A 20,615-nucleotide genomic window follows, 5' to 3' on the forward strand; every position below is an offset into this window, starting at 1 on the left:
GACGCCGAACCGACCTGCCGGATCTGCTACGGGACGCAGACGAGCCCATCCGCCCGTCGACATGGGTGCGTGCCGACGAGCGGCGTGATACCGCGGCCAATGGTGCTTGCAGATCTGACCGCTGCATCGCATGGTTACGCGTCCGGTTCCCAGGCCCCGAGTTGCTTCACCAGCTCCGTATCGCCGGTGATTTCCAAGCCGTCGAGAGGGAAGCGCTCGTAGAAGCAGAGGACCAGTTCGCTCGCTGACCCTCGCATCGCTGTGTCGCCCGGCTCGGCGCCGTCGGCGAGGTCGTCGCAGCGGACGCCGTCTGCGTTGAGGGTCAGGCGCCAGGCGCCGCCCTCGGTTGCGTGTACGTCGATGGTCGCCGGCGCGTATGGCCAGGGGACCGTCGTTGCCGAGACTGTCCTCAGGAACTCGTCGATGCCATCGACCGCGACGGCCGTCGGCAGTGGCAGCGCGGCGCCCTGGGTGAGCTGGGCGTCGTAGGTGTGGACGGCGATTTCCTGCAGCTGGTGCCGGGCCACGGCTGCGCTGGTCTGCGGCGACTGCGAGCGGTCCCACCAGGTCCAGCAGCCGCGGTCCGGGCCGGCCGCGCGCACTGCGTCGAGCATGAGTTCGGTCGACTCGGCGAGCCAGACGTCCAGTGCGCCGCGGTCGCGTGGTGCGGTCGGGGCGCCCTTGGGGTCCGTCTTCGCCGGGGGCTCGGCGCCCGGGCCCGCCGCGACGATGACGGCCTGGCGGCGGCGGCCGTCGCCGATGTGCTGCGCCAGTTCGCGCAGCGTCCAGTCCGGGCAGGTCGGGACCTGGACGTCGAGGTCGGCGGCGGTCGCGATCGCGGCGCGGAACGCGGCCGCGCGGTCGTCGATCAGCCGCAGCACCTCGGAGAACTCCACACTGTTGTGCACGTCGGTGGTGTATCACGGCGCTCCTGGTGCCGGGTAGCGAATTTCCCGGACGAACGGCGGCGCCCAAGGAGGCGTCGCTCGGAGCAACGGGGACGTCAACCGTTGCTGCGCGCGGCCAGCCGGTCCAGTAGCGCGATCCTTCCGTGGTTGGGGACCGAACGCAGGGCGTGGCCGGCCAGGCCCCAGCGGTGCAGCAAAGTGTTCGCGGCCGTCCAGCCCGTGGTTGCCGCGCGTTCCATCAGGGCTACCGGCAGGTCGATGCGGATCGTGTCGCCCGCCAGGACCAGGCCCGGCTGGGGGGTCGCGACCGTGGGCCGGTCGGCGAAGCCGCCCACCGGGAACAAGGGGCAGTCCTCGCGCACCAGGGTTTCCGAGCCGATCACTCCGGCGTCGGCCGTTTCGGGGTAGAGGCGGTGCAGGAGGCGATCGAGATCGCGGGTGACGGCCTCGGTGTCGTCGCCCGCGGCGTACGCGTGCAGCTCGACGACTGAGCCGTGGCGGCGGGAGGCCCAGCGGCCGGCCTCGCCCTCGTACCGGTCGAGGACGCTGATGTTGTCCAGCGGGCGCAGGCCTCCGGTGCCGAGGAAGGCCGGGCGGGTGGCGTCCACCGGCCGGTCGAGCCACAGCCGGCGGACGACGAACGGCGGGGCCGTGCGCAGCCGGGCGATCGCGGCTCGCCAGTCCTCGGTGCCCAGGCCCGGCGAGGCGGCCACGATCTGCCGCAGCCCGGGGACGTCGCACGCCAGGACGACGGCGTCGAAGAACTCGCCGTCGACCAGGAACCCGCCTGGGCGGAGCTCCACCGCGGTGACCGACACGCCGGTACGGAGGTCGGCGCCGCGGGAGGTGAGGTGGTCGGCCAGCGGATTCCAGAGCGCTTGGGGGAACGGTTCGGTGGGAACGTCGAAGAGCAGGCCCTCGGCGGAACCGAGGAAGTACAGGTGGAACATCGTCGCCAGCTCGGCGGCCGACAGTTCGCCCGGGTCGGCGAAGAAGCTGCGGGAGAACACGTCGAACGCCAGGTGCCGCGCCGCGGCGGGGAAGTTGATCGCGCTCAGGAACGTCGCCGCGTCGACGTCGTCGAGCTGGTCGTAGACGCGGGGGACACCGACACCGGCCAGGGGAAGCGCGCGCCGGCCGTCCAGGCGCAGCAGGTCGCGGGCCCGGAAGGTGGGGCTGCGCAAGGCGAACGCCAGCGCGTTCAACGGCGGGGTGCGCGGCAGGCCGGCGAAGGTGTCCGTGCGGCCGAGCGCGTCGATCAGCGGGTAGTCCGGCACCGCCGTGAGCCGGCGCAGGCCCGGGTCCGTGCGGGCGAGCAGCGCGCGGAGGTTGTAGTACTGGCGGAAGAACGCGTGGAAGCCGCGGCTCATCGTGACCTCGGTGCCGTCCGGGAGGCGCTCGGCCCAGCCGCCCACCCGCCCGCCGAGGTAGCGCTCGCGTTCGAACACCGTGACCCCGACACCGCGCTCGGCGAGGCCGGTCGCGGCGGTCAGCCCGGCGATCCCGCCGCCGACGACGGCGGCACGGGGACGGCGGTCGAGCGCACCGGCGTCCGGAAGGCCCGGCGGCGCGGGGTGGACCTCGGCGCGACGGTCGCGGCTCACGGGCGGGTGCCCAGGACGGTGTGGACGATCCCGCGCGACCAGCCCGGCATGGTGCCCGTGCGGACGTCGGTGAAGCCGGCGCGGGTGAGGCGCGTGCAGAGGTCGGCGAGCCCGTCGAAGGCGAGCACGCTGCGGTGCAGGTGCCGGTACAGCGTCGCGTCGCCGGTGGCGAGCCGGCCCAGCGGGATCACGACGGCGCCACACACCGCGGTCCACACCCAGCGGGCGCGCCGCGAGTCCCGCACCGAGTACTCGTGCAGCGCGATGCGCCCACCCGGGCGCAGCAGCCCGTGCAGCTTCGCCAGCTGCGCGTCCGGATCGGCGAGGTTGCGCACCAGGTAGGCGGCCAAGATCGCGTCGAAGGGCTCCTCGGCCGTCAGGTCCTCCACGGGCGTGTGGACGAACTCGACTTCCGCCGGCCACCGCTTCGCCCGCGCCCGGGCCAGCATCCCGGCGGACGCGTCGATCGCGGTGACGCGGGCGCCGGGCGCGACCCGCAGCAGCGCGGCGGTCGACGCGCCGGTGCCGCAGCCGGCGTCGAGGACCCGCTGCCCGGCACCCCCGTCGGGCAGCCCGAGCCGCCGGGCGGAGACCCGGAGGTGGCGGTGGTAGCCCGGGTTGGCGCCGACGAGCCGGTCGTAGGCCGCGGCACCGCCGTCGAACGCGGCCGGTACTTCGGCGCGCGGCAAACCGTTGCGCGGCAACGGGCTCATGCACTGTCCTTTCGCGACTTCCCGCGTTCCCACAGCAGCAGGACCGCGGTGACCAGGGCGTAACCGAAGAGGAAGTCCTCGACGGGGATGTCCCAGGGGAACCGCCACCCGGTGATGCCTTCGGGGGAGTACCGGACGATCGGCGCGGAGAGCTTGGTCAGCCAGCCGTCGACCGGGACCTGGAACGCGGTCACGATGGCCATCGTGACCCAGTACGCGGGCCGGCGCAGCAGCCCGGTCCGCAGGAGGAGCACCTCGGCGGCGACCACGACGAGCACGGCGGCGACGGCGGGAACCGTGTAACCCCAGGGCATCAGCGCGACACCCGCTGCCGGACCAGCCGCGCGGCGACCCGGCCGGTCAGCTGCACGGCTTCGTAGGTCAGCAGCCCGCACACCGGGACGACCACGAAGAACAGGACCTCTTCCAGCGGGATCCCGAGCGGCGCCCGCACCCCGGTGACGAACGCGGGCGCGAAGTCCCAGACGCCGGCGGCGATCGCGATGGCGTCCCAGACCAGGAACACCGCCGCGACCGGCAGCACCGCCCGCGCCACCCGCCGCGGGCGCCGCCAGACGCGGGCCCCGGCCAGCTCCAGGGGCAGCGTCACGACGACACAGGCGGCGAGGACGAGCAGGTACTCGAGCTTGCCCACGTCAGGCCACCGCCCCGGGGTGGCGGCGCCGCGCCCACTGCGCGCGGACGAGCGCGTCACCGGCCGCGAGCGCCCGGCGGTAGCGCGGCACGCGGGCGCGGCCGCGGAAGACGTCGAAGTCCGCGGCCTCGATGCGGTCGAGGATGCCGCCGTAGAGCCGGTACGCCGTCGCCACGCACGGCCGGGACGCCGGGTGCAGCATCGCGATGCCCGGCTCGGCCTCGGCGTAGATCCGGCGGGTCCGCGCGACCTGAGCGGCGAGCGCCCGCCGGACCCGGGGATCGGGTTTCCGGGTGCGGGCGCACCACCACAGCCGGTCGCGGTCGACGCCGTCCGCGGCGAGCTCGTCGGCCGGCAGGTAGACCCGGCCGCGGTCGAGGTCTTCGGCGACGTCGCGCAGGAAGTTGGTCAGCTGGAACGCCTTCCCGAGCGCGGCGGCGCGCGGGGCGGCGTCCGCGCGGGCGACCACGGTGCCCAGCACCGGCAGCACCTGCAGCCCGATCACCTCGGCCGACCCGTGCACGTACTCGTCGAGCGCGGCCCGGGTCGGGTAGGCGGTGACCGTGAGGTCCATCCGCATCGACGCGAAGAAGGCGCGGAAGTGCGGCTCGGAAATCTCGTAGCGGGTCACGGTGTCGAGCACCGCGGTCAGCAGCGGGTCGTCGCTGTGCCCGGCGGCCAGCTCAGCGAAGAACCGCCGTTCGACGTCGTGCAGGGTGGCGGCGATCTGCTCCGGCGTGGCACCGGGTGCCGGCTCGTCGACGAGGTCGTCGAGCCGGCGGGCGAACGCGTAGAGCGCGTGCACCGCCGGACGCTGCGCGGGCGACAGCATCCGGGTGGCGAGGAAGTAGGTCCGGCCGTGCCGGGCGTTGACCTCGCGGCAGCGCCGGTAGGCCTCGCGCAGGGCCGGGTCGGTGATGCCCGCGGCGTCGAGTTCGCGGCGCGTCACCGGGCTCCCTCCGCGGCGAGGCGGCCGCCGGTGACGGCGGGGCGGCGGGTCCCGGTGATCCGGTTCGCGGCGAGCCGGCCGGAGAGCAGGACCGTCGGGACGCCGACACCGGGCACCGTCCCGCCGCCGGCCAGCACGACGTTTTCCGTGCCGGGCGGCAGGTTCCGCGGCCGGAACGGTCCGGTTTGGCCGAACGAGTGCGCGTAGCTGAACGGCGTGCCGGCGACCAGTCCGCGCCGGGCCCAGTCCGCCGGGCTCAGGACGTAGGACCGCTCGGGGGTGAAGCCGGGCAGCAGGCGGGACCGGACGTGGTCGAGGATCTCGTCGGCGTACCGCCCGGCCTCGACGTCCCAGTCGCACGGTCCGCGGTCGAGGTTCGGCACCGGCGCCAGGATCGAAAACAGCTCCCTGCCCGGCGGGGCCAGCGTCGGGTCGGTGGCCGTGGGGCGGGTGATCAGCAGGGACGGGTCGCTCATCCGCTTTCCTTCGGTGATCAGCTCGCGGAACGTCGAGCGCCAGCCGTCGCCGAAGGAGATCGTGTGGTGCCCGAGCGACGGGTCGGCGCGGCCGCCGGCGTGCAGCACGAAGGCGGACGGCGCCGGGCGCAGCGGCACCGGCCGCCGGGGCGTGCGGCCCAGCAGCCGGTAGCTTTCGTGCGGTTCGGTGGTCAGGACGACGGCGTCGGCCTCGATCCGGTCGTCGCTGGTGTGCACCGCGGTGACCCGCGTTCCGCGGCGTTCGAGCGCGGCGACGGAAGCGCCGAAGCGGAACTCGACCCCGGCGCCGGTCGCGGCCTCCGCCATCGCCCGCGGGATGGCCGCCATGCCGCCTTCGGGGAAGTACACGCCGCCGACGGTGTCCATGTAGGAGATGACCGCGTACAGCGCGAGCGCCCGCATCGGTGATTCGCCCGCGTACAACGCCTGGAAGGTGAAGACGCGCTTGAGCCGCTCGTCGGTCAGGAAGGCGCCGATCCGGTTGTCCAGGCGCCGGAACCCGCCGAGCGCCACGAGCCGGGCGAGGCCGGGGGAGAGCAGCCCGAGGGGTGAGTCGAAGTTGGCGGCGACGAACCGGTCGAACTCGGTGCGGTACAAGCGGGTCAGCCAGGCGCGCAGCCGCCGGTAGCCCGCCGCCTCGGCCGGGCCCGCGAAGTCCCGGACGGCGTCGGCCATCCGGTCGCCGTCGGAGTGCACCGGCAGGCTCGAGCCGTCGGCGAACCGCGCCGTGTAGGCGGGGTCGAGCCGGGTCAAGCGCAGCCGGTCGGCCAGGTCCGCGCCCACCGCGGCGAAGGCGTCGCCGAGGATCTCCGGCATGGTCAGCACGGTCGGGCCGGTGTCGAGCCGGTAGCCGGCGCGGTCCACCCGCCCGGCTCGCCCGCCGGGGCCGGGGTCGCGTTCGAGGACGACGACCGAGCGGCCCCGCCCGGCCAGGTGCAGGGCGGCCGACAGGCCGGCCAGCCCGGCGCCGACGACCACCACCCGGTCGGTGCGGCCGGCGACCGTCCTCATCGGACCCGCTCGGTGCAGCGCAGGGCGAGGGTCGTCAGCGCGTCCGCCGGCCGCTGGGGGAGGCCGGCCAGGTCGAGCACCTCGAGCGCGTGCCGGACCCGGTCGTCGACGAACTTCTCCAGCTGGTCACGCGCGCCGGTCGCGGTGATCAGCCGCTGCCAGCGCCCGATCGCGGCGGCGTCGACGACGTCGAGGGCCAGCAGTTCGGTCAGCTCGGCGCGGTGTTCCCGGCCGGCCAGCTCGGCCGCGAGCACGACCACGGTGGACGCCTTCCGCTCGCGCAGGTCGTCGCCGACCGGTTTGCCGGTGACGGCCGGATCGCCGAACACCCCGAGCAGGTCGTCGCGGAACTGGAAGGCTTCGCCGACCAGGCCGCCGTAGGTGCCGAGCGCCGCGCGGACGCGCTCGCCGCAGCCGGCCAGCGCGGCGCCGAACTCGAGCGGGCGGCGCACGGTGTAGTTGCCCGACTTGCGGCGCACGACGTCGAGGACCTCACCCCACGCGGGCAGCGCGCGGGCGTCGTTGACCAGGTCGCCGAGCTGACCGACGGCCAGCTCGGAGCGCAGGTGGTCGTAGACCGGCCAGCCGCGGGCGAGCACGTCGGCGGGCAGGCCGCTGCTCCGCAGGAGCTGCTCGGACCAGACGAGGAACAGGTCGCCGGCGAGGACCGCGGCCGACTCGCCGAACCGCTCAGGGGAGCCGCCGAGCCCTTCTGCGGCGTGCCAGCGGGCGAACGTGACGTGCAGGGCCGGGCGGCCGCGCCGGCGTTCGGAGCCGTCCATGACGTCGTCCTGGGCCAGCGCGAAACAGTGCAGCAGCTCGAGCGCGGACGCGGCCCGCAGCGCCGCCTCGTCGTCCGGCTCGCCGCAGCACCAGCCCGTGTAGGCGAACAGCGGCCGCAGGAACTTCCCGCCCGCCACGAACTCCGGCAGCGCCGTGCCCGCCGGGGTGGCGGCGCGCCCGGTGAAGTGCTCCCGCACCCGCTCGCCGACGAAGTCCCGCACGTCGCCCGCGCACTTCCGGCGCAGTTCGGCCAACCATGCGGTGGTCACGTCGGCGTCGGCGATCACGGCCATCCAGGCTCCTTATGTCGACGCCAGTAATTCGATGCACGATCGATGCATCTGGTCCTCGCTGTACCCTGCCACGCCTGAGTTAAACGGTCACTCCCGCAAAAGGGTCGCCCCAGCCACCGTGCACATTCGTTGCGAAGCCGCCACGATGGTCCAGTGAACGTCAGTCAGCGCGCCGCCGCACTCTGGCCGCGGCGGTGGCCCGTCCAGCCGTTCCGCGAGCCCCGGTGGGCCCGCCAGGAACCGACCTATCAGGACTGCTCACCCGCGCTCATCGAGGCCGCGGGCAAACGCGCGTCGGCGCGCCCGTCCGGCAACTGGTTCGTCCTCGGGGCCAGCCGCTCGGTGCGGCCGGACCGGCCGTTCGGCGTGACGGTCGGCGGCCGGGAGCTCGTCGCGTGGCGCGACCGCGACGGCGGGGTCCACGTCGGCCCCGGCGCCTGCCCGCACCTCGGCGCGCCGCTCGCGGAAGCCCGGCTCGACCGGGGTGAGCTGGTCTGCCGGTGGCACGGCCTGCGCCTCGGCGGGGACCGCTGCGGGAGCTGGGCTCCGATCCCGGCGCACGACGACGGCGTGCTCGTCTGGGCCCGTCTCGACGCGGTCGGGCGCGAGCAGCCGACCGACCGGCCGGTGGTCCCGGCCCGGCCCGGCGGGGCTACGCGCATCGACGCCGTCGCGACGCTGACCGGCGTCTGCGAGCCGGAAGACGTAGTGGCGAACCGGCTCGATCCGTGGCACGGCGCCTGGTTCCACCCCTACTCCTTCGCGCGCTTGAAGGTCGTCTCGGCGCCCCAGGGCGTCGACGTGCCCGAGGACGACGACCGGTTCGTGGTCGAAGTGACGTTCCGGCTCGCCGGGCGGTGGGGCGTGCCCGTCGTGGCCGAATTCGGCTGTCCCGAGCCGCGCACGGTCGTCATGCGGATCGTCGAAGGCGAAGGCGCGGGCAGCGTCGTCGAGACGCACGCGACGCCGCTGGGCCCCGGCGTGGACGGGCGCCCCCGCACCGCGGTGATCGAGGCGACGATCGCGGCCTCGGAGCGGCCCGGCTTCGCCGTCGCCGCCAAGCTGGCCCCGGCGATCCGCCCGCTCATGCGCCACACGGCGGCGCGGTTGTGGCGTGACGACCTCGCCTACGCGGAACGCCGCTACAGCCTGCGCGTCTCCTGACGGGCCGGCTCGTGCATGTGCCGGGCCGGTGGTGGGTAATACCGCTGCAGACCGGTCGGGGGACCGGTCGTGCGAAACGATGGGGGGACCGGATGTCCGCTGACCAAGCCGAGACCGTCGGCGACAGAACGACCGTGCTGGCCTATGAGGTCGCCGACGACGTCACGGAGCTGGCCCGGGTCCGCGCGTGGGCCCGGCGCGCGGTGGACGACCTGACCGAGCCGGACCGCGTCGACGTGATCGCCGTGCTGGACGAGCTGACGTCGAACGCGCTGCGGCACGGGTCGCCGCCGCGTCAGGTCCGGCTGGTGCGCCGCCCCGGCCGGCTGCGGATCGAGGTGGACGACACCAGCCCGGACGCCGCGGCACCGCGCTCCCCGTCGAGCACCGGCGGCCGCGGGCTCACCCTGGTCGGGGCGTGCTCGGCCGCGTGGGGCCAGGAGCGGCGCAGCACCGGCAAGACCGTGTGGGCCGAGTTCGAGCCGCGCCGGCTCAGTGGATTTCGAGCACCTGGTTGAACCGCAGCGGGAACAACGTGATCGTCCGGAGCGCGGGACTCCCGGCGGGAACCGTCACGGCGCAGGCGATTCCGCGTTCCCTGGCCCGCTGGTAGCCGTGTTCGAGCGCGGCGAGGCCCGCCGCGCCGAGGAAGTTCACCTCACCGAGGTCGATCACGAGCCGGGTCAGCGTGCTGTTGGCGCGGGATTCCAGCAGCTCGGCCAACCGCGGCGCGCCGGCCGTGTCGATGTCGCCGCTCACTTCGACGACGGCGGTGCCGCCGGCCGGGCGGCGAACGGTCATCCGCAGCTCGGACGGCAGCGGAATCGCGGGACGGACCGTGGGGGGTTCGAGGTGGATCGTCATGGCGGCCTGCTTTCGTCGGCCACACCCTAGGTACAACGCTGAAGTGCGATCGCGGCGAAACAAGGGCCGCGCGACAACGGATGCCCCGAGCGAGGGGGAACAGGTTTCGGCCGTTGTCTCGACCGGTCCGCTTCCCACCGTAGAACATCGAGACCGCGCGTGCCACCCCCGGGCCGCGGATCCACTGTGGACTCCGGCTGCGCTCCTGGCGTCGTGACGGTCAGTGGTCGGCGTTCCAGCAGGCGTTCGCCTCGCTCAGGAACCACGTGCGGCTGCCCGCGGTCATCGCCGCCGAGCGGGTGCGGTAGCAGTCCAGCACGGCGGCGAAGCCGGTCGCGTCGAGCACGTGGCGCACGGTGTGGCGGTCCCCGGTCACGACCCGCAGCCGGGTCGTGCCGACCGCGTCGTGGGACAGCCGGATCGAGCGCGCGCCGGCGACGGAGAGGAACGACAGCTCGGACAGGTCGAGCACCAGGACTTCGGGCCGGGTGGCGGTCATGTGCACGAGCGCGCTGGTGAGCTTCGGCGTCGTCCCGATGTCGAGCTCGCCGGTCAGCTTGAGGGCCACGATGCCGGTGCCGGTTTCCAGGCGCACGATCCGCAGGCGTTCCGGCTCGAACGAGATGCTCACCCGCCGCCTCCCGACTCGGCTGTCAGTACACACCACGACCGCTGAAGGGACTGCCAATCTACCCCGTCGGCTCCGATGCCAAACCCGGGGCCGGGATTCGGGTCCCGTCCTCGTCACCACTGGCAGCCCGTCCCGGGCGCCGCACGCCCGCCGGCGCGTCACACCAGGTGGGCGGCGCCGGTGACGGCGGCGAGGACGGCATCGGCGTCGAGGTGCGGGTCCCACAGCTGCGTGCCGACGACGTGGGCCAGTTTCCGGCGCCGGTGTTGTTCGGTGTCGGTGAGCGCGACGTCGGTCGGACGGCTGTTCTTGACGGCGTGCACCGCCCGGGTCACCAGGATGGCTTCCTGCCGGGTGGCACCGATTTCGGCGGCCGTCGCGAAAATCCTCTCCGCCGCCTCGTGCGCGGACTCGCTCATGGCGTTCTCCGAGGTGGTCGCGGACGTCATGCCGCGGCGAGGCGTTCGCCGCGGACCGCGGGTTCCGGTTCGTCCGCGAGGATGTGCTCGGCGCGGGCGAGGTAGTCGTCGATCGCGCGCAAGCGGGCTGCGGTGCGCCGTTCGGCCGTCTTGGCGAGCCGCAGGACGGCGTCGGCGCGTTCGCGCGCGGCGGCGACGATGGTGTCCGCCTCGGCACGGGCCAGTTCGAGCATGCGCCGGACCCGGTCGCCGACGGCCGCCGGGTCGGCCGGGGCGCGGACGACGCGGTCGAGGTGAGCGCGCAGTTCATCCGCCTCGGCGCGAGTGCGCTCGAGGAGCCGGGCCAGCGTTTCGGCTTCGGCGAGCGCGGCGTCGCGATCGAGCGTCAGCAGCCGGATCTCGTCGTGCAGGTCGGCGAGGTGTTCGTCGACCTGCTCGCGGTCGTAGCCACGCACGGCGAGGGCGAAGCTGACCGGAAGTGGCAGGGCGGGGGAGTTCACGCCGTGCTCCTCTCGGCGAGGAGAATCCGCAGGTCGGTGAGCGTGCCGGCGGAGCGGAGGGCGGGCGGGTCGAGCCGGCCGAGGCGGTGGTCGTCCTCGCGCAGCGCCGTCAGGAACCGGGTGATGTCCGCGGGTGCCGGGGTGACCGTGGTGCCGCCGAGGTAGCGGAGCACGATGAGGTCTTCACCGGAGTGGGTCTCGATGGCGGCGGCCCAGCCGTGGACCTCGTCCCACAGCAGGGCGACGTCGCGACCCGGGTAGGCGGGCAGGTGTTCGTCGAGGGCGATGTAAGCGGATACCGGACTGTCGTGGTCGACGGTGCAGGACTCGAGCCCGACGCCGACGGCGGTGGTCACGTCGGCGAGGTAGGACTGCAACTCGGTGAAGGCCGGGTGGGGGTGGCCGGTCGGGATGTCCAGCGATGCGGTCACGGGTGGAGATGCCTTTCTGGGACAGCGTGCCGCGCAGGACCGGCTCGGGGTTACCGGTCCTGCGCGGACGCGAGGCCGTCAGGCCTGGATTTCCTTCCGGTCGGTGGTGGTCCCGCTGACTTCGATCCGCCGGGGCTTGGCCTTCTCGGCGATCGGGATGCGCAGGGTGAGGACGCCGGCTTCGTAGTTCGCGGCGATGCGGTCGGTGTCGAGGGTGTCGCCGAGGAACAGCTGGCGGGAAAACACGCCGAGGGGCCGTTCGGAGACCTGCATCTGCACGTCGTCGGAGCCGGGTGCGGGCCGCCGTTCGGCCTTGACGGTGAGGACGTTGCGTTCGACGTCGAGCTCGATGGCGTCGGGCGTGATGCCGGGCAGGTCGAAGCAGACGACGAACTCCTCGCCGGCGCGGTAGGCGTCCATCGGCATCGCGGCCGGCTTCGACCACGTGCCGGGCGCGGGGGTGCCGAAGACCTGCTGGGCGAAGCGGTCCAGCTCGCGGAACGGGTCGGTGCGCATCAACATCGGTTCCACCTCCGGATGTCGTTGATCTCTGGTGTCAACACGCACTTATGGTTCTAACACGTCATCCATGTGATGACAAGTGTGATGTCGTCGAAACGATGACGCATCTACCGGTCGGCGAGAGCCTCGCGGACCGTGCCGTGCAGGGTGACCAGGGACCGCACGCCCGCGAGGGTCAGGGGTGAGCCGACGATCCGTTCCGAGCCGACCAGGCGCAGCCCGACGTCGACGCGGCGGAGCTCGGTCGCGATCTGCACGACGACCTGGAGGGCCACCGACCCGAAGGTGGGCCGTTCGGTCAGGTCGAGGATCAGCAGGTCGAGAGCGTGGGCCCGCTGGCCGTCGATGACGGCCATCAGCTCGATCCCGGTCCGCGCGTGGAACCCGCCGCGGGGCCGCAGCAGGCGGGCTCCCGGCCGCACGTGGTCCAGGGGCTCGATCAGCACGGGCTGCCTCGTCGACGGGCCCCGGTCCATCAGTTGCACGTCTCTCTCCGTGGTAGCTGCGCCGACCCTCCATTCAACTGCCCGGTGCCGGTCCGGCACAGCCGATTCGCGCGTCACCCTGTCCGTCGCCCGCGTTGGCGGGACCGTGCGGAGAGCGATTACTGTTCGGTTCGTGACGGGCTTGCCGCAGACGGAGCTGTTGCCCGGGCATCCGGTCGCTCGCGCGACGGACGTCGACGAAGCGCACGATGCGGTGACCCGGACGTACCTGCCGCACCGGCTCGAGGTGCTGGACCGCCCGGTCGCCTTGGACATGCGGCTCAACGCGGTCCGGGTGGGTGCGGTGACCGCGGGCTACCTGCAGTACGGGACCGCGGTCCGGCTCGGCACGGTCGACGCCGGCGGCTACCACGTCAACATCCCGGTCCGCGGACGCTGCGAGCAGCGCTGCGGCTCGGCGGAACCGGTGTTCGCCGGGCCCGGACGGGCCGCCGTGTTCATGCCGGGCCACCCGGCCGACCTGCGGTGGGGAGCCGGGTGCGCCCAGCTGTGCCTCATGATCGACCGGTACGAGCTGGACCTGGAGCTGCAGCGGCAGCTCGGGCGGCCGCTGGGCGAGCCGGTGCGCTTCACCACCACGATGGACCTGGCCACCCCGGCGGCGCGGTCGTGGCTCGACGTGCTGGCGCTGCTGGAGCGTGAGGCGGGCCGGCCGGGCGGGATCACGCACTATCCCGCGGCGGCCCGGCACCTGCAGAGCCTGGTGATCGCCGGTCTGCTGCTGGCCCAGCCGAACAACTACAGCGACCACCTGCACGCGCCGTCGGCCCCGGCCCCGCCCCGGGCGCTGCGCCGGGCCGTCGAGCTGATCGAAGACGACCCGGGCCGGCCGTGGACTTCGAGCACCCTGGCCCGCGAAGTCTCGGTCAGCGTCCGGGCCCTGCAGGAAGGGTTCCAGCGCTGGTTCACCGTGCCGCCGATGGCCTACCTGCGGGACGTCCGGCTGACCCGGGTGCACGACGAACTCGCGGCGGCCGACCCCGCCGGCACGACGGTCGCGGCGGTCTCCGCTCGCTGGGGCTTCCTGCACGCCGGCCGGTTCTCGACGGCCTACCGCCGCAAGTTCGGCGCCCTGCCCTCGGAGACGCTGCACGGCCGTCGCGCGGTCTGAGCGGGGTTTTCCCTTTCACCGGGGGCTTCTCGCCGCGTCCCCGGGTTGAAGCGCGCGGCGCCGGGTACTCCCGCCGGGACGAAAAGGAGAACCCGGATGTCGACCGACGCGATCGTGCTGCTCAAAGAGGACCACCAAACCGTCGAAAAGCTGTTCAAGAGGTTCGAAAAGGCGGGCGACGAGGCGTTCAAGGAGAAACGGAAGCTCGTCGACGCGATGATCGAGGAGCTGACGACCCACACCTACATCGAAGAGGAGATCTTCTACCCGGTCGCCAAGGAAGCCGTTCCGGACACGCGTGATCACGTGCTGGAGAGCGTCGAAGAGCACCACGTGATGGTGTGGCTGATGGCGGAGCTGCGGGACCTGGACCCGGAGGACGAAACCTTCGACGCCAAGGTCACCGTCCTCACCGAAAACGTGCGCCACCACGTCGAAGAAGAAGAAGACGAGTGGTTCCCGCAGGTGCGCAAGGCGCTGGGCCGCAAGCGACTTCAGGAGGTGGGGCAGCGGATGCTCGACGCCCGTCCGAAGGCGCCCAAGGACCCGTTGAAGATCGCCAGCGCGCACGCTTGACGGGGCGACGGCGGCCGCGCAGGGTGGCTGGGCTCGCTCGTCCAGGACCAGGCGCTTCCGGGCTCGGTCAGGCGATCGGACAGCGCGCCCGGCCTCCTCGCCTCGCGCGCGCAGCGCCCGGCGGCGATCGAGGGCAAACCGCGGGTGTGCGCCCGGGCCGGCGGGGTACCCGGCGGTCATGACGTCGATCGGCTACTTCCTGTCCTGCGAGCAATACGGCCCGCGCGAACTCGTCGCCCAGGCCCGCGCGGCCGAGCGGGCGGGGTTCGAACGGCTGTGGATCTCCGACCACTTCCACCCGTGGAACGACGCACAGGGCCAGAGCCCGTTCGTCTGGTCGGTGATCGGTGCGCTGTCGGAGGCCGTCTCGCTGCCGGTCACGACGGCGGTGACGTGCCCGACCGTCCGGATTCACCCGGCCGTGCTCGCGCAGGCCGCGGCCACCGCCGCCGTGCAGCTGGACGGGAAGTTCGTGCTGGGCGTGGGCTCGGGGGAGGCCCTCAACGAGCACGTCCTCGGGGACGCCTGGCCCTCGGCCGGGCAGCGGCTCGAGATGCTGGAGGAAGCCGTGGAGGTCATCCGCCTGCTGCACGCGGCGGGCGCGCGCGGCGAGGCCGTGAGCCACCACGGGGTGCACTACGAGGTGCAGGACGCGCGGATCTACACGATGCCCGCGGAGCCGGTGCCGATCTACGTGTCCGGGTTCGGTCCGCAGGCCACCGAGCTGGCCGGGCGCATCGGCGACGGCTACTGCACGGTCGTGCCCGACGCCGGCCTCGTCCGCACGTTCCGCGAATCCGGCGGCGGTGGCAAGCCGGTGCAGGCGGGCATGAAGGTCAGCTGGGACGCCGACCCCGAGGCGGCGCTGGACCAGGCGCACCGCTTGTGGGCCAACGATGCGCTGCCGGGCCAGCTGGCGCAGATCCTGCCCCGCCCGGAGGACTTCGAAGCGGCCACCACGTTCGTCCCGCGCGCGGACGTCGCGGAGGCGATCGTCTGCGGCGACGACCCGAAGGCCCACGCGGAACGGGTGCGCCAGTACGTCGACGCCGGGGTGGACGAGATCTACGTGCAGCAGGTGGGCCGCGACCACGAGGGCTTCTTCAGGGGCTGGCAGGAGTACGTCCTGCCCGAGTTCCACTGAGGACAGACCGGTTCGAGCCGCGGATCACCCGAGCAGGATCAGCGCGCCGCGGCCAGGTCGAGCGCGATGTCGGTGATCATGTCCTCCTGGCCGCCGACCATGCCGCGTCGGCCGACCTCGACGAGGATCGCCCGGGTGTCCAGGCCGTACCGCACCGCCGCCGCCTCGGCGTGGCGGAGGAAGCTCGAGTACACCCCCGCGTAGCCCAGGCTCAGCGTCTCGCGGTCGACGCGGACTTCGCGGTCCTGCAAGGGCCGCACCAGGTCGTCCGCGGCGTCCATCAAGGGGAACAGCTCGCACCCGTGGTCCCAGCCCATCAGGTCGGCCACCGCGATGAACGCCTCCAGGGGACAGTTGCCGGCTCCGGCGCCCTGCCCGGCGAGGGAAGCGTCGACCCGGACCACGCCGTTCTCCACCGCGACGACGCTGTTGGCGACGCCGAGGGCGAGGTTGTGGTGGGCGTGGATGCCGATCTGCGTCCCCGGTTCGAGGACGTCCCGGTAGGCGCGGACGCGGGCGCGGACACCGTCCATGGTGAGGCGGCCGCCGGAGTCGGTCACGTAGACGCACTGGGCGCCGTAGGACTCCATGAGCTTGGCCTGCTTCGCGAGTTCGTCCGGCTCCGCCATGTGCGACATCATCAGGAACCCGGCGACGTCCATGCCCAGCTCGCGGGCGGCGCCGATGTGCTGGGCGGAGATGTCGGCTTCGGTGCAGTGCGTGGCGACGCGGACCGAGCGGATGCCGAGCCGGTGCGCCTCCCGCAGGTCGCGCAGGGTGCCGATGCCGGGGAGCACCAGCGTGGTGGGGACGGCGGTGCGCGTGACGTCGCAGACCGCTTCGATCCACTCCCAGTCGGTGTGGGCGCCGACGCCGTAGTTGATGCTGGAGCCGGACAGGCCGTCGCCGTGGGCGATCTCGATCGCCGCGACGCCCGCGGCGTCCAGCGCGCCGGCGATCGCCCGCGCCTGCTCGACGGTGTAGCGGTGCCGGATGGCGTGCATGCCGTCCCGCAGGGTCACGTCCTGGATGTACAGATCGGTCATCGGGCTGTCTCCTGGTGGGTGGCCATGCGTTCGGCGGTCCGCAGCGCGGCCGAGGTCATGATGTCGAGGTTCCCGGCGTAGGCGGGCAGGTAGTGCGCGGCGCCTTCGACCTCCAGGAACACCGACACCTTCACGGCGTCGCCGGCCGGGGCCAGCCGGTGCAGGGGGTCGTCGGTGGTGACGGTCTCGAACTGGACCTTCTGCTTGAGCCGGTAGCCGGGGACGTAGGCCTGCACCCGCCCGACCATGTCTTCGACGGACGCGGTGATCGCTTCGGTGTCCCCATCGGACACCAGGCAGTGCACGGTGTCGCGCATGATCAGCGGGGGTTCGGCGGGGTTGAGCACGATGATCGCCTTGCCGCGCGCGGCGCCGCCGACCCGCTCGATCGCGGAGGCGGTGGTCTCGGTGAACTCGTCGATGTTGGCCCGGGTGCCCGGCCCCGCCGAGCGCGAGGAGATGGACGCGATGATTTCGCCGTAGTGCACGGGGGTCACCGCGCCGACGGCGGCCACGACCGGGATGGTGGCCTGCCCGCCGCAGGTGACCATGTTGACGTTGGGGGCGTCGAGGTGCTCGCCGAGGTTGACCGGCGGGACGACGTACGGCCCGAGCGCGGCGGGCGTGAGGTCGATGACGGTGCGGCCGAGGGCGCGCAGGACTTCGTCGTGGTGCCGGTGCGCGCCCGCCGAGGTGGCGTCGAAGACGTACCGGACGTCGGCGAACTCGTCGAGCCGGACCAGGCCGTCGACGCCCTCGTGGGTGGTCGCGACCTTGAGCCGGCGGGCGCGGGCGAGGCCGTCGGAATCGGGGTCGATCCCGGCCATGGCCGCGATCTCGAGGTGCTCAGACAGGCGCAGCACCTTGATCAGCAGGTCCGTGCCGATGTTGCCGGAACCGATGATCGCGACTTTCGCGCTCATGCTGCCTCCCCTTCGAAGCCGATGGTGACCTCGCCGAGGCCGGAGATCCGGGCGGTGAAGACGTCGCCGGGGGAGGCGGGCACCATCGGGCCCAGCGCGCCGGTGAGGACGATGTCGCCTGCCCGCAGGGGTTCGCCGCGGCGGGCGAGCGTGGTGGCGAGCCAGGCCGCGGCGTTGAGCGGGTCGCCGAGGCAGGCGCGGCCGGTGCCTTCCGAGACGAGTTCGGGGCCGCGGTGCAGCCGCATTTCGACGTCGGCCGGTTCGAGGCCGTCGAGCGTCTCGCGGGTGCCGCCGAGGACGAACAGGCCGGAGGAGGCGTTGTCGGCGACCGTGTCGACGATGGAGATGTCCCAGCCGGCGATCCGGCTGTCGACGATCTCCAGCGCGGGGGTGAGGAACGCGGTGGCCGCGCGGACGTCGGCGATCGAGCAGTCCGGGCCGGGCAGGTCCGCTCCGAGGACGAGCGCGATTTCCGCTTCCACCTTGGGTTGCAGCAGGCGGCCGGCGGGGACGGTGCCCTCGGGGGAGAGGGCCATGTCGGAGAACAACGCGCCGAAGTCGGGCTGGTCGACGCCCAGCTGCCGTTGCACGGCCGGCGACGTCAGGCCGATCTTGCGTCCGACCAGGCGGTGCCCGGCCGCGAGCCGGCTTTCGGTGTGCAGGCGCTGCACGGCGTAGGCCGCGTCGAGGTCGCCGTCGGCGAAGAGATCGCGGATCGGCGGGCACGGCGTGGCCGTGGCGGCCGCGGTCGCGAGCACTTCGGCGGCCTTGGGGACGGCCTCGTTCATCGGGACCTCCGGAGCAGGGGGTGGTGACCCGCCAGGTATAGGCCGCAGCCCGACCGTGTGCCAAAGTTTGTTCCGTGACACGGAACGGCGAGAACGGCAACATGCTCGACAAGGCGGCTGCGGTCCTGTCCGTCTACCGCCCGAACGGCGGATCGTTTCGCCTGACGGAACTCGCCACCAGGGCAGGGCTGACCAAGACCACGGCGTTCCGCCTGGTCGGCGACCTGGTCCGCCTCGGGTTCCTGGAGCGGGCCGGGGAGCAGTACCGGCTGGGCGGCACCCTGTTCGAGCTGGGTTCGCTGGTGCCCCGCCGGCAGGACCTCCGCGAGGCCGCGCTGCCGTTCCTGCAGGACCTTTTCGAGAGCACCCGCCAGACCGTCCACTTCGGAATTCGCGACGACCGCGAAGTCGTGTACGTCGAACGCATCCACGGCCACGACGCCGTCCCGCTGCCCTCCCGGATCGGCGGCAGGCTCCCGCTCACGTGCACGGCGATCGGCAAGGCGCTGCTCGCGTTCTCCGAGCCCGAGCTGGCGGATGCGATCCTCGCGGACCCGCTGCCGCGGCTGACGTCCGCCTCGATCACCGACCCGCTCCGGCTGCGCACGGCACTGGAGCAGACGCAGGTGTCCGGCCTGGCGTACGAGGAGCAGGAAGCCGCGCTCGGGGTGAGCTGCATCGCCGCGCCGGTGTTCAGCGGAGCGGTCGCGGTCGCGGCGCTCTCGGTGGCCGTCCCCCGTGAGCAGTTCCGCCCGGCGCACCTGGCCCCGGCCGTCCGGACGGCCGCGCTGGGACTGTCCCGGACGCTGCGCCAGGCCACCGAGCCCGGCCGATAGCGCTTGACACGATCTAAGTTCGATATATAGAACTTAGATCGTTGAGACGAACTTAGTTCGTTCCGTTCGTTCGGAGGTGTGCGAATGAGGGTGTCCGTTGCCGGAGCCGGGCTGGGTGGGCTGGCTCTTGCGCAGGGTTTGCGCGGGGCCGGGATCGAAGCCGAGGTGTTCGAGCGCGATCCGGAGATCGCCGCGAGGTTCCAGGGCTATCGGCTCGTGCTGAACCCGGCCGGGTTCCAGGCGGTGCGCGACTGCCTGCCCGCACGGTGGCACCCACTGCTGGGCGAGATCGTCATGGAGGCGTCCGCGGAGCAGCTGATCCTGGACCCCCAGCTCACCGAGATCGGCAGGCTCGGCGCCGGCCGGACCGGGATCGTGGTCGACCGGCAGGTGCTGCGGCACCTGCTGCTGACCGGTCTCACCGTGCACACCGGCGCCGCGCTGACCGGCTACGACGTGCTGGCCGACGGCCGGGTCCGAGCCCGGTTCGCCCGCCGCGACCCGGCCGTCGCCGACCTGCTCGTCGGCGCGGACGGCGTGGCCTCCGCGGTGCGCGGGGTGCTGGCACCGGAGATCACGCCGGCCGACACCGGCGTCCGGTTCGTCATCGGCCGCACGCCGCTGACCGACGAGTTCGCCGTCCTGGCCAAGGCCTACGGCTCGAAGATCACCGGCGACGGCGTCAGCCTGCTGCTCGGCGCGATGCGCTTCCGCACCCCGCCGAAGCAGGCCGCCGAGCGGCTCGCCCCCGAAGTCACGCTGCCCGACATCGGCGACTACGTCCGCTGGGCCATGATCCTGCCGCCGGACGGCTCGCCGGCGGGCCTGACCGCGCAGGACGCCGTGCTGTCCAGGGTGCGCGGGTGGCACCCGGTGCTGCGCACCCTGATCGAGCGGGCCGACCCGGACCACAGCACGCTGCTGTCCATCCGGGTGGTCGAGCCCGGCGAGCGCTGGGCGTCCGGCCCGGTCACGCTGCTCGGCGACGCGATCCACGCCACCTCGCCGACGGGTGGCAACGGCGCGAACACCGCGCTGCGCGACGCCGACCTGCTGCGCCGCTGCCTCATCGAGGCCGGCGAAGGCCGCCGGGATCTGCTCGACGCGGTCGACGACTACGAGCGGCAGATGGTCGAGTACGGCGCCGAGGCCGTGCGCAGCAGTCTTGAGAAGCTGCCCGCCTTCGTCCCGGGGGCGCGTTGACGCCGCTTGATGTATATGCAACAGTGGCCTCGTGAAGCTCTCCGCTGTCGATGAGATCGTGGACGACTGCCTGGCGGTCCGCATCCGCCTGATCGGCCGGGCTCTCACGAGCCTGTACGACGGCGCCCTCGCGGATCACGGCGTGACCATCGCCCAGCTCAACCTGCTCGCGGCCGTCGGCAAAGCGGGTCCGTGCCCGCCCGCCGTGCTCGGGCACGTGCTGCAGCTGGAGCGGTCCACGGTCAGCCGCAACCTGAACCTCCTGCTCGGCCACGGCTGGATCGAGGCCGTCTCCGCCGACGCGAAGGGGCTCCGGGAGGTCGCGCTCACCGACGCCGGCCGGGACAAGATCGAGTCCGTGATGCCCGCTTGGCGGCGGTCTCAGGAGCAGGCGGCCCGGCTGCTCGGAGCGGTCGGAACCGGTGCCGTCCAGGGGATCGCACGCGAAATGGGCTACCCGCCAGGCAAGTGAGCCCCGCGAGTTCGAAGCGAGCGTTCGTTGCCGACCATATGTTGTATATACAACAAGAAGGAGAAG

General features: G+C 73.0%; 26 protein-coding genes. 8 read left to right on the top strand and 18 right to left on the bottom strand.

Features of this window, described 5'->3' with window-relative positions; all coding sequences use genetic code 11:
• Positions 1-134: 134 nt before the first annotated feature.
• The 8 genes from ACYVLJ_RS19265 to ACYVLJ_RS19300 form a co-directional block, all read right to left on the bottom strand.
• Positions 135-908: a maleylpyruvate isomerase family mycothiol-dependent enzyme gene (locus tag ACYVLJ_RS19265; protein WP_460439642.1), complete on the bottom strand. Its 774-nt coding sequence runs from the start codon at positions 906-908 to the stop codon at positions 135-137.
• Between the two features lie 95 nt (positions 909-1,003).
• Complete coding sequence (locus ACYVLJ_RS19270) at positions 1,004-2,512, bottom strand: FAD-dependent oxidoreductase (protein ID WP_460439643.1); 1,509 nt, start codon at positions 2,510-2,512, stop codon at positions 1,004-1,006.
• The gene (locus ACYVLJ_RS19275) at positions 2,509-3,225 is read right to left on the bottom strand and encodes a class I SAM-dependent methyltransferase (protein ID WP_460439644.1); all 717 of its coding nucleotides are present in this window, start codon (positions 3,223-3,225) and stop codon (positions 2,509-2,511) included. The genes ACYVLJ_RS19270 and ACYVLJ_RS19275 overlap by 4 nt, the downstream gene beginning before the upstream one ends.
• Positions 3,222-3,539, bottom strand: coding sequence for a lycopene cyclase domain-containing protein (locus ACYVLJ_RS19280; RefSeq protein ID WP_451985647.1), 318 nt, complete (start codon positions 3,537-3,539; stop codon positions 3,222-3,224). The genes ACYVLJ_RS19275 and ACYVLJ_RS19280 overlap by 4 nt, the downstream gene beginning before the upstream one ends.
• Entirely contained in the window at positions 3,539-3,880 is a 342-nt protein-coding gene (locus ACYVLJ_RS19285) for a lycopene cyclase domain-containing protein (protein WP_460439645.1), read from the bottom strand. Before ACYVLJ_RS19285 ends, ACYVLJ_RS19280 begins: the two co-directional genes overlap by 1 nt.
• Position 3,881: 1 nt before the next feature.
• Entirely contained in the window at positions 3,882-4,829 is a 948-nt protein-coding gene (locus ACYVLJ_RS19290; protein WP_460439646.1) for a phytoene/squalene synthase family protein, read from the bottom strand.
• Positions 4,826-6,337 carry a phytoene desaturase family protein gene (gene crtI / locus ACYVLJ_RS19295; protein ID WP_460439647.1) on the bottom strand — a complete coding sequence of 504 codons (1,512 nt, stop codon included), beginning with the start codon at positions 6,335-6,337 and terminating at the stop codon, positions 4,826-4,828. The genes ACYVLJ_RS19290 and crtI overlap by 4 nt, the downstream gene beginning before the upstream one ends.
• Positions 6,334-7,413: a polyprenyl synthetase family protein gene (locus tag ACYVLJ_RS19300; RefSeq protein WP_460439648.1), complete on the bottom strand. Its 1,080-nt coding sequence runs from the start codon at positions 7,411-7,413 to the stop codon at positions 6,334-6,336. Before ACYVLJ_RS19300 ends, crtI begins: the two co-directional genes overlap by 4 nt.
• 153 nt (positions 7,414-7,566) lie before the next feature.
• Here ACYVLJ_RS19300 and ACYVLJ_RS19305 point away from each other — a divergent pair, with 153 nt between their 5' ends.
• Both ACYVLJ_RS19305 and ACYVLJ_RS19310 read left to right on the top strand, forming a co-directional pair.
• Positions 7,567-8,577, top strand: coding sequence for a DUF5914 domain-containing protein (locus ACYVLJ_RS19305; RefSeq protein WP_460439649.1), 1,011 nt, complete (start codon positions 7,567-7,569; stop codon positions 8,575-8,577).
• A gap of 92 nt (positions 8,578-8,669) precedes the next feature.
• Positions 8,670-9,095 carry an ATP-binding protein gene (locus tag ACYVLJ_RS19310; RefSeq protein ID WP_460439650.1) on the top strand — a complete coding sequence of 142 codons (426 nt, stop codon included), beginning with the start codon at positions 8,670-8,672 and terminating at the stop codon, positions 9,093-9,095.
• On the opposite strand, the gene ACYVLJ_RS19315 is transcribed toward ACYVLJ_RS19310, so the two are convergent.
• From ACYVLJ_RS19315 to ACYVLJ_RS19345, 7 genes are all read right to left on the bottom strand, one after another.
• Positions 9,070-9,441 carry an STAS domain-containing protein gene (locus ACYVLJ_RS19315; RefSeq protein WP_460439651.1) on the bottom strand — a complete coding sequence of 124 codons (372 nt, stop codon included), beginning with the start codon at positions 9,439-9,441 and terminating at the stop codon, positions 9,070-9,072. The two genes, ACYVLJ_RS19310 and ACYVLJ_RS19315, sit on opposite strands and share 26 nt — an antisense overlap.
• 220 nt (positions 9,442-9,661) lie before the next feature.
• Positions 9,662-10,072: an STAS domain-containing protein gene (locus tag ACYVLJ_RS19320; RefSeq protein WP_451985631.1), complete on the bottom strand. Its 411-nt coding sequence runs from the start codon at positions 10,070-10,072 to the stop codon at positions 9,662-9,664.
• A gap of 158 nt (positions 10,073-10,230) precedes the next feature.
• A complete protein-coding gene (locus ACYVLJ_RS19325; protein ID WP_460439652.1) occupies positions 10,231-10,491 on the bottom strand; it encodes a hypothetical protein in 261 nt (86 codons plus the stop codon).
• 26 nt (positions 10,492-10,517) lie between these two features.
• The gene (locus ACYVLJ_RS19330) at positions 10,518-10,991 is read right to left on the bottom strand and encodes a DivIVA domain-containing protein (protein WP_460439653.1); all 474 of its coding nucleotides are present in this window, start codon (positions 10,989-10,991) and stop codon (positions 10,518-10,520) included.
• The gene (locus ACYVLJ_RS19335) at positions 10,988-11,422 is read right to left on the bottom strand and encodes a DUF6292 family protein (protein WP_460439654.1); all 435 of its coding nucleotides are present in this window, start codon (positions 11,420-11,422) and stop codon (positions 10,988-10,990) included. The genes ACYVLJ_RS19330 and ACYVLJ_RS19335 overlap by 4 nt, the downstream gene beginning before the upstream one ends.
• Before the next feature lie 78 nt (positions 11,423-11,500).
• Positions 11,501-11,944, bottom strand: coding sequence for an Hsp20/alpha crystallin family protein (locus tag ACYVLJ_RS19340; protein ID WP_460439655.1), 444 nt, complete (start codon positions 11,942-11,944; stop codon positions 11,501-11,503).
• A 107-nt stretch (positions 11,945-12,051) separates the two neighbouring features.
• Positions 12,052-12,420 (bottom strand): STAS domain-containing protein, encoded by a 369-nt coding sequence (locus tag ACYVLJ_RS19345; RefSeq protein WP_460440188.1) that lies wholly within the window; start codon positions 12,418-12,420, stop codon positions 12,052-12,054.
• Between the two features lie 142 nt (positions 12,421-12,562).
• On the opposite strand from ACYVLJ_RS19345, the gene ACYVLJ_RS19350 reads away from it, so the two are divergent.
• The 3 genes from ACYVLJ_RS19350 (at position 12,563) to ACYVLJ_RS19360 (ending at position 15,281) form a co-directional block, all read left to right on the top strand.
• Entirely contained in the window at positions 12,563-13,561 is a 999-nt protein-coding gene (locus ACYVLJ_RS19350; RefSeq protein ID WP_460439656.1) for an AraC family transcriptional regulator, read from the top strand.
• 96 nt (positions 13,562-13,657) lie between these two features.
• A complete protein-coding gene (locus tag ACYVLJ_RS19355) occupies positions 13,658-14,137 on the top strand; it encodes a hemerythrin domain-containing protein (protein ID WP_451985619.1) in 480 nt (159 codons plus the stop codon).
• 178 nt (positions 14,138-14,315) lie between these two features.
• On the top strand, positions 14,316-15,281 hold the full coding sequence (locus tag ACYVLJ_RS19360; protein ID WP_460439657.1) for an LLM class oxidoreductase: 966 nt from the start codon (positions 14,316-14,318) through the stop codon (positions 15,279-15,281).
• A gap of 38 nt (positions 15,282-15,319) precedes the next feature.
• On the opposite strand, the gene dmpG is transcribed toward ACYVLJ_RS19360, so the two are convergent.
• The 3 genes from dmpG to ACYVLJ_RS19375 are packed head-to-tail and all read right to left on the bottom strand — an operon-like array spanning position 15,320 to position 18,038.
• A complete protein-coding gene (dmpG, locus tag ACYVLJ_RS19365) occupies positions 15,320-16,327 on the bottom strand; it encodes a 4-hydroxy-2-oxovalerate aldolase (protein ID WP_460439658.1) in 1,008 nt (335 codons plus the stop codon).
• Complete coding sequence (locus ACYVLJ_RS19370; RefSeq protein ID WP_460439659.1) at positions 16,324-17,250, bottom strand: acetylating acetaldehyde dehydrogenase; 927 nt, start codon at positions 17,248-17,250, stop codon at positions 16,324-16,326. Before ACYVLJ_RS19370 ends, dmpG begins: the two co-directional genes overlap by 4 nt.
• Entirely contained in the window at positions 17,247-18,038 is a 792-nt protein-coding gene (locus tag ACYVLJ_RS19375; protein WP_460439660.1) for a 2-keto-4-pentenoate hydratase, read from the bottom strand. Before ACYVLJ_RS19375 ends, ACYVLJ_RS19370 begins: the two co-directional genes overlap by 4 nt.
• 74 nt (positions 18,039-18,112) lie before the next feature.
• Between ACYVLJ_RS19375 and ACYVLJ_RS19380 the strand changes: the two genes are divergently transcribed.
• From ACYVLJ_RS19380 to ACYVLJ_RS19390, 3 genes are all read left to right on the top strand, one after another.
• Positions 18,113-18,874 (top strand): IclR family transcriptional regulator, encoded by a 762-nt coding sequence (locus ACYVLJ_RS19380; RefSeq protein ID WP_460439661.1) that lies wholly within the window; start codon positions 18,113-18,115, stop codon positions 18,872-18,874.
• 84 nt (positions 18,875-18,958) lie between these two features.
• Complete coding sequence (locus ACYVLJ_RS19385) at positions 18,959-20,077, top strand: FAD-dependent oxidoreductase (RefSeq protein WP_460439662.1); 1,119 nt, start codon at positions 18,959-18,961, stop codon at positions 20,075-20,077.
• 31 nt (positions 20,078-20,108) lie between these two features.
• The gene (locus ACYVLJ_RS19390) at positions 20,109-20,549 is read left to right on the top strand and encodes a MarR family winged helix-turn-helix transcriptional regulator (RefSeq protein ID WP_460439663.1); all 441 of its coding nucleotides are present in this window, start codon (positions 20,109-20,111) and stop codon (positions 20,547-20,549) included.
• The last annotated feature ends 66 nt before the right edge of the window (positions 20,550-20,615 follow it).

The organism is Amycolatopsis stemonae, from assembly GCF_054781455.1.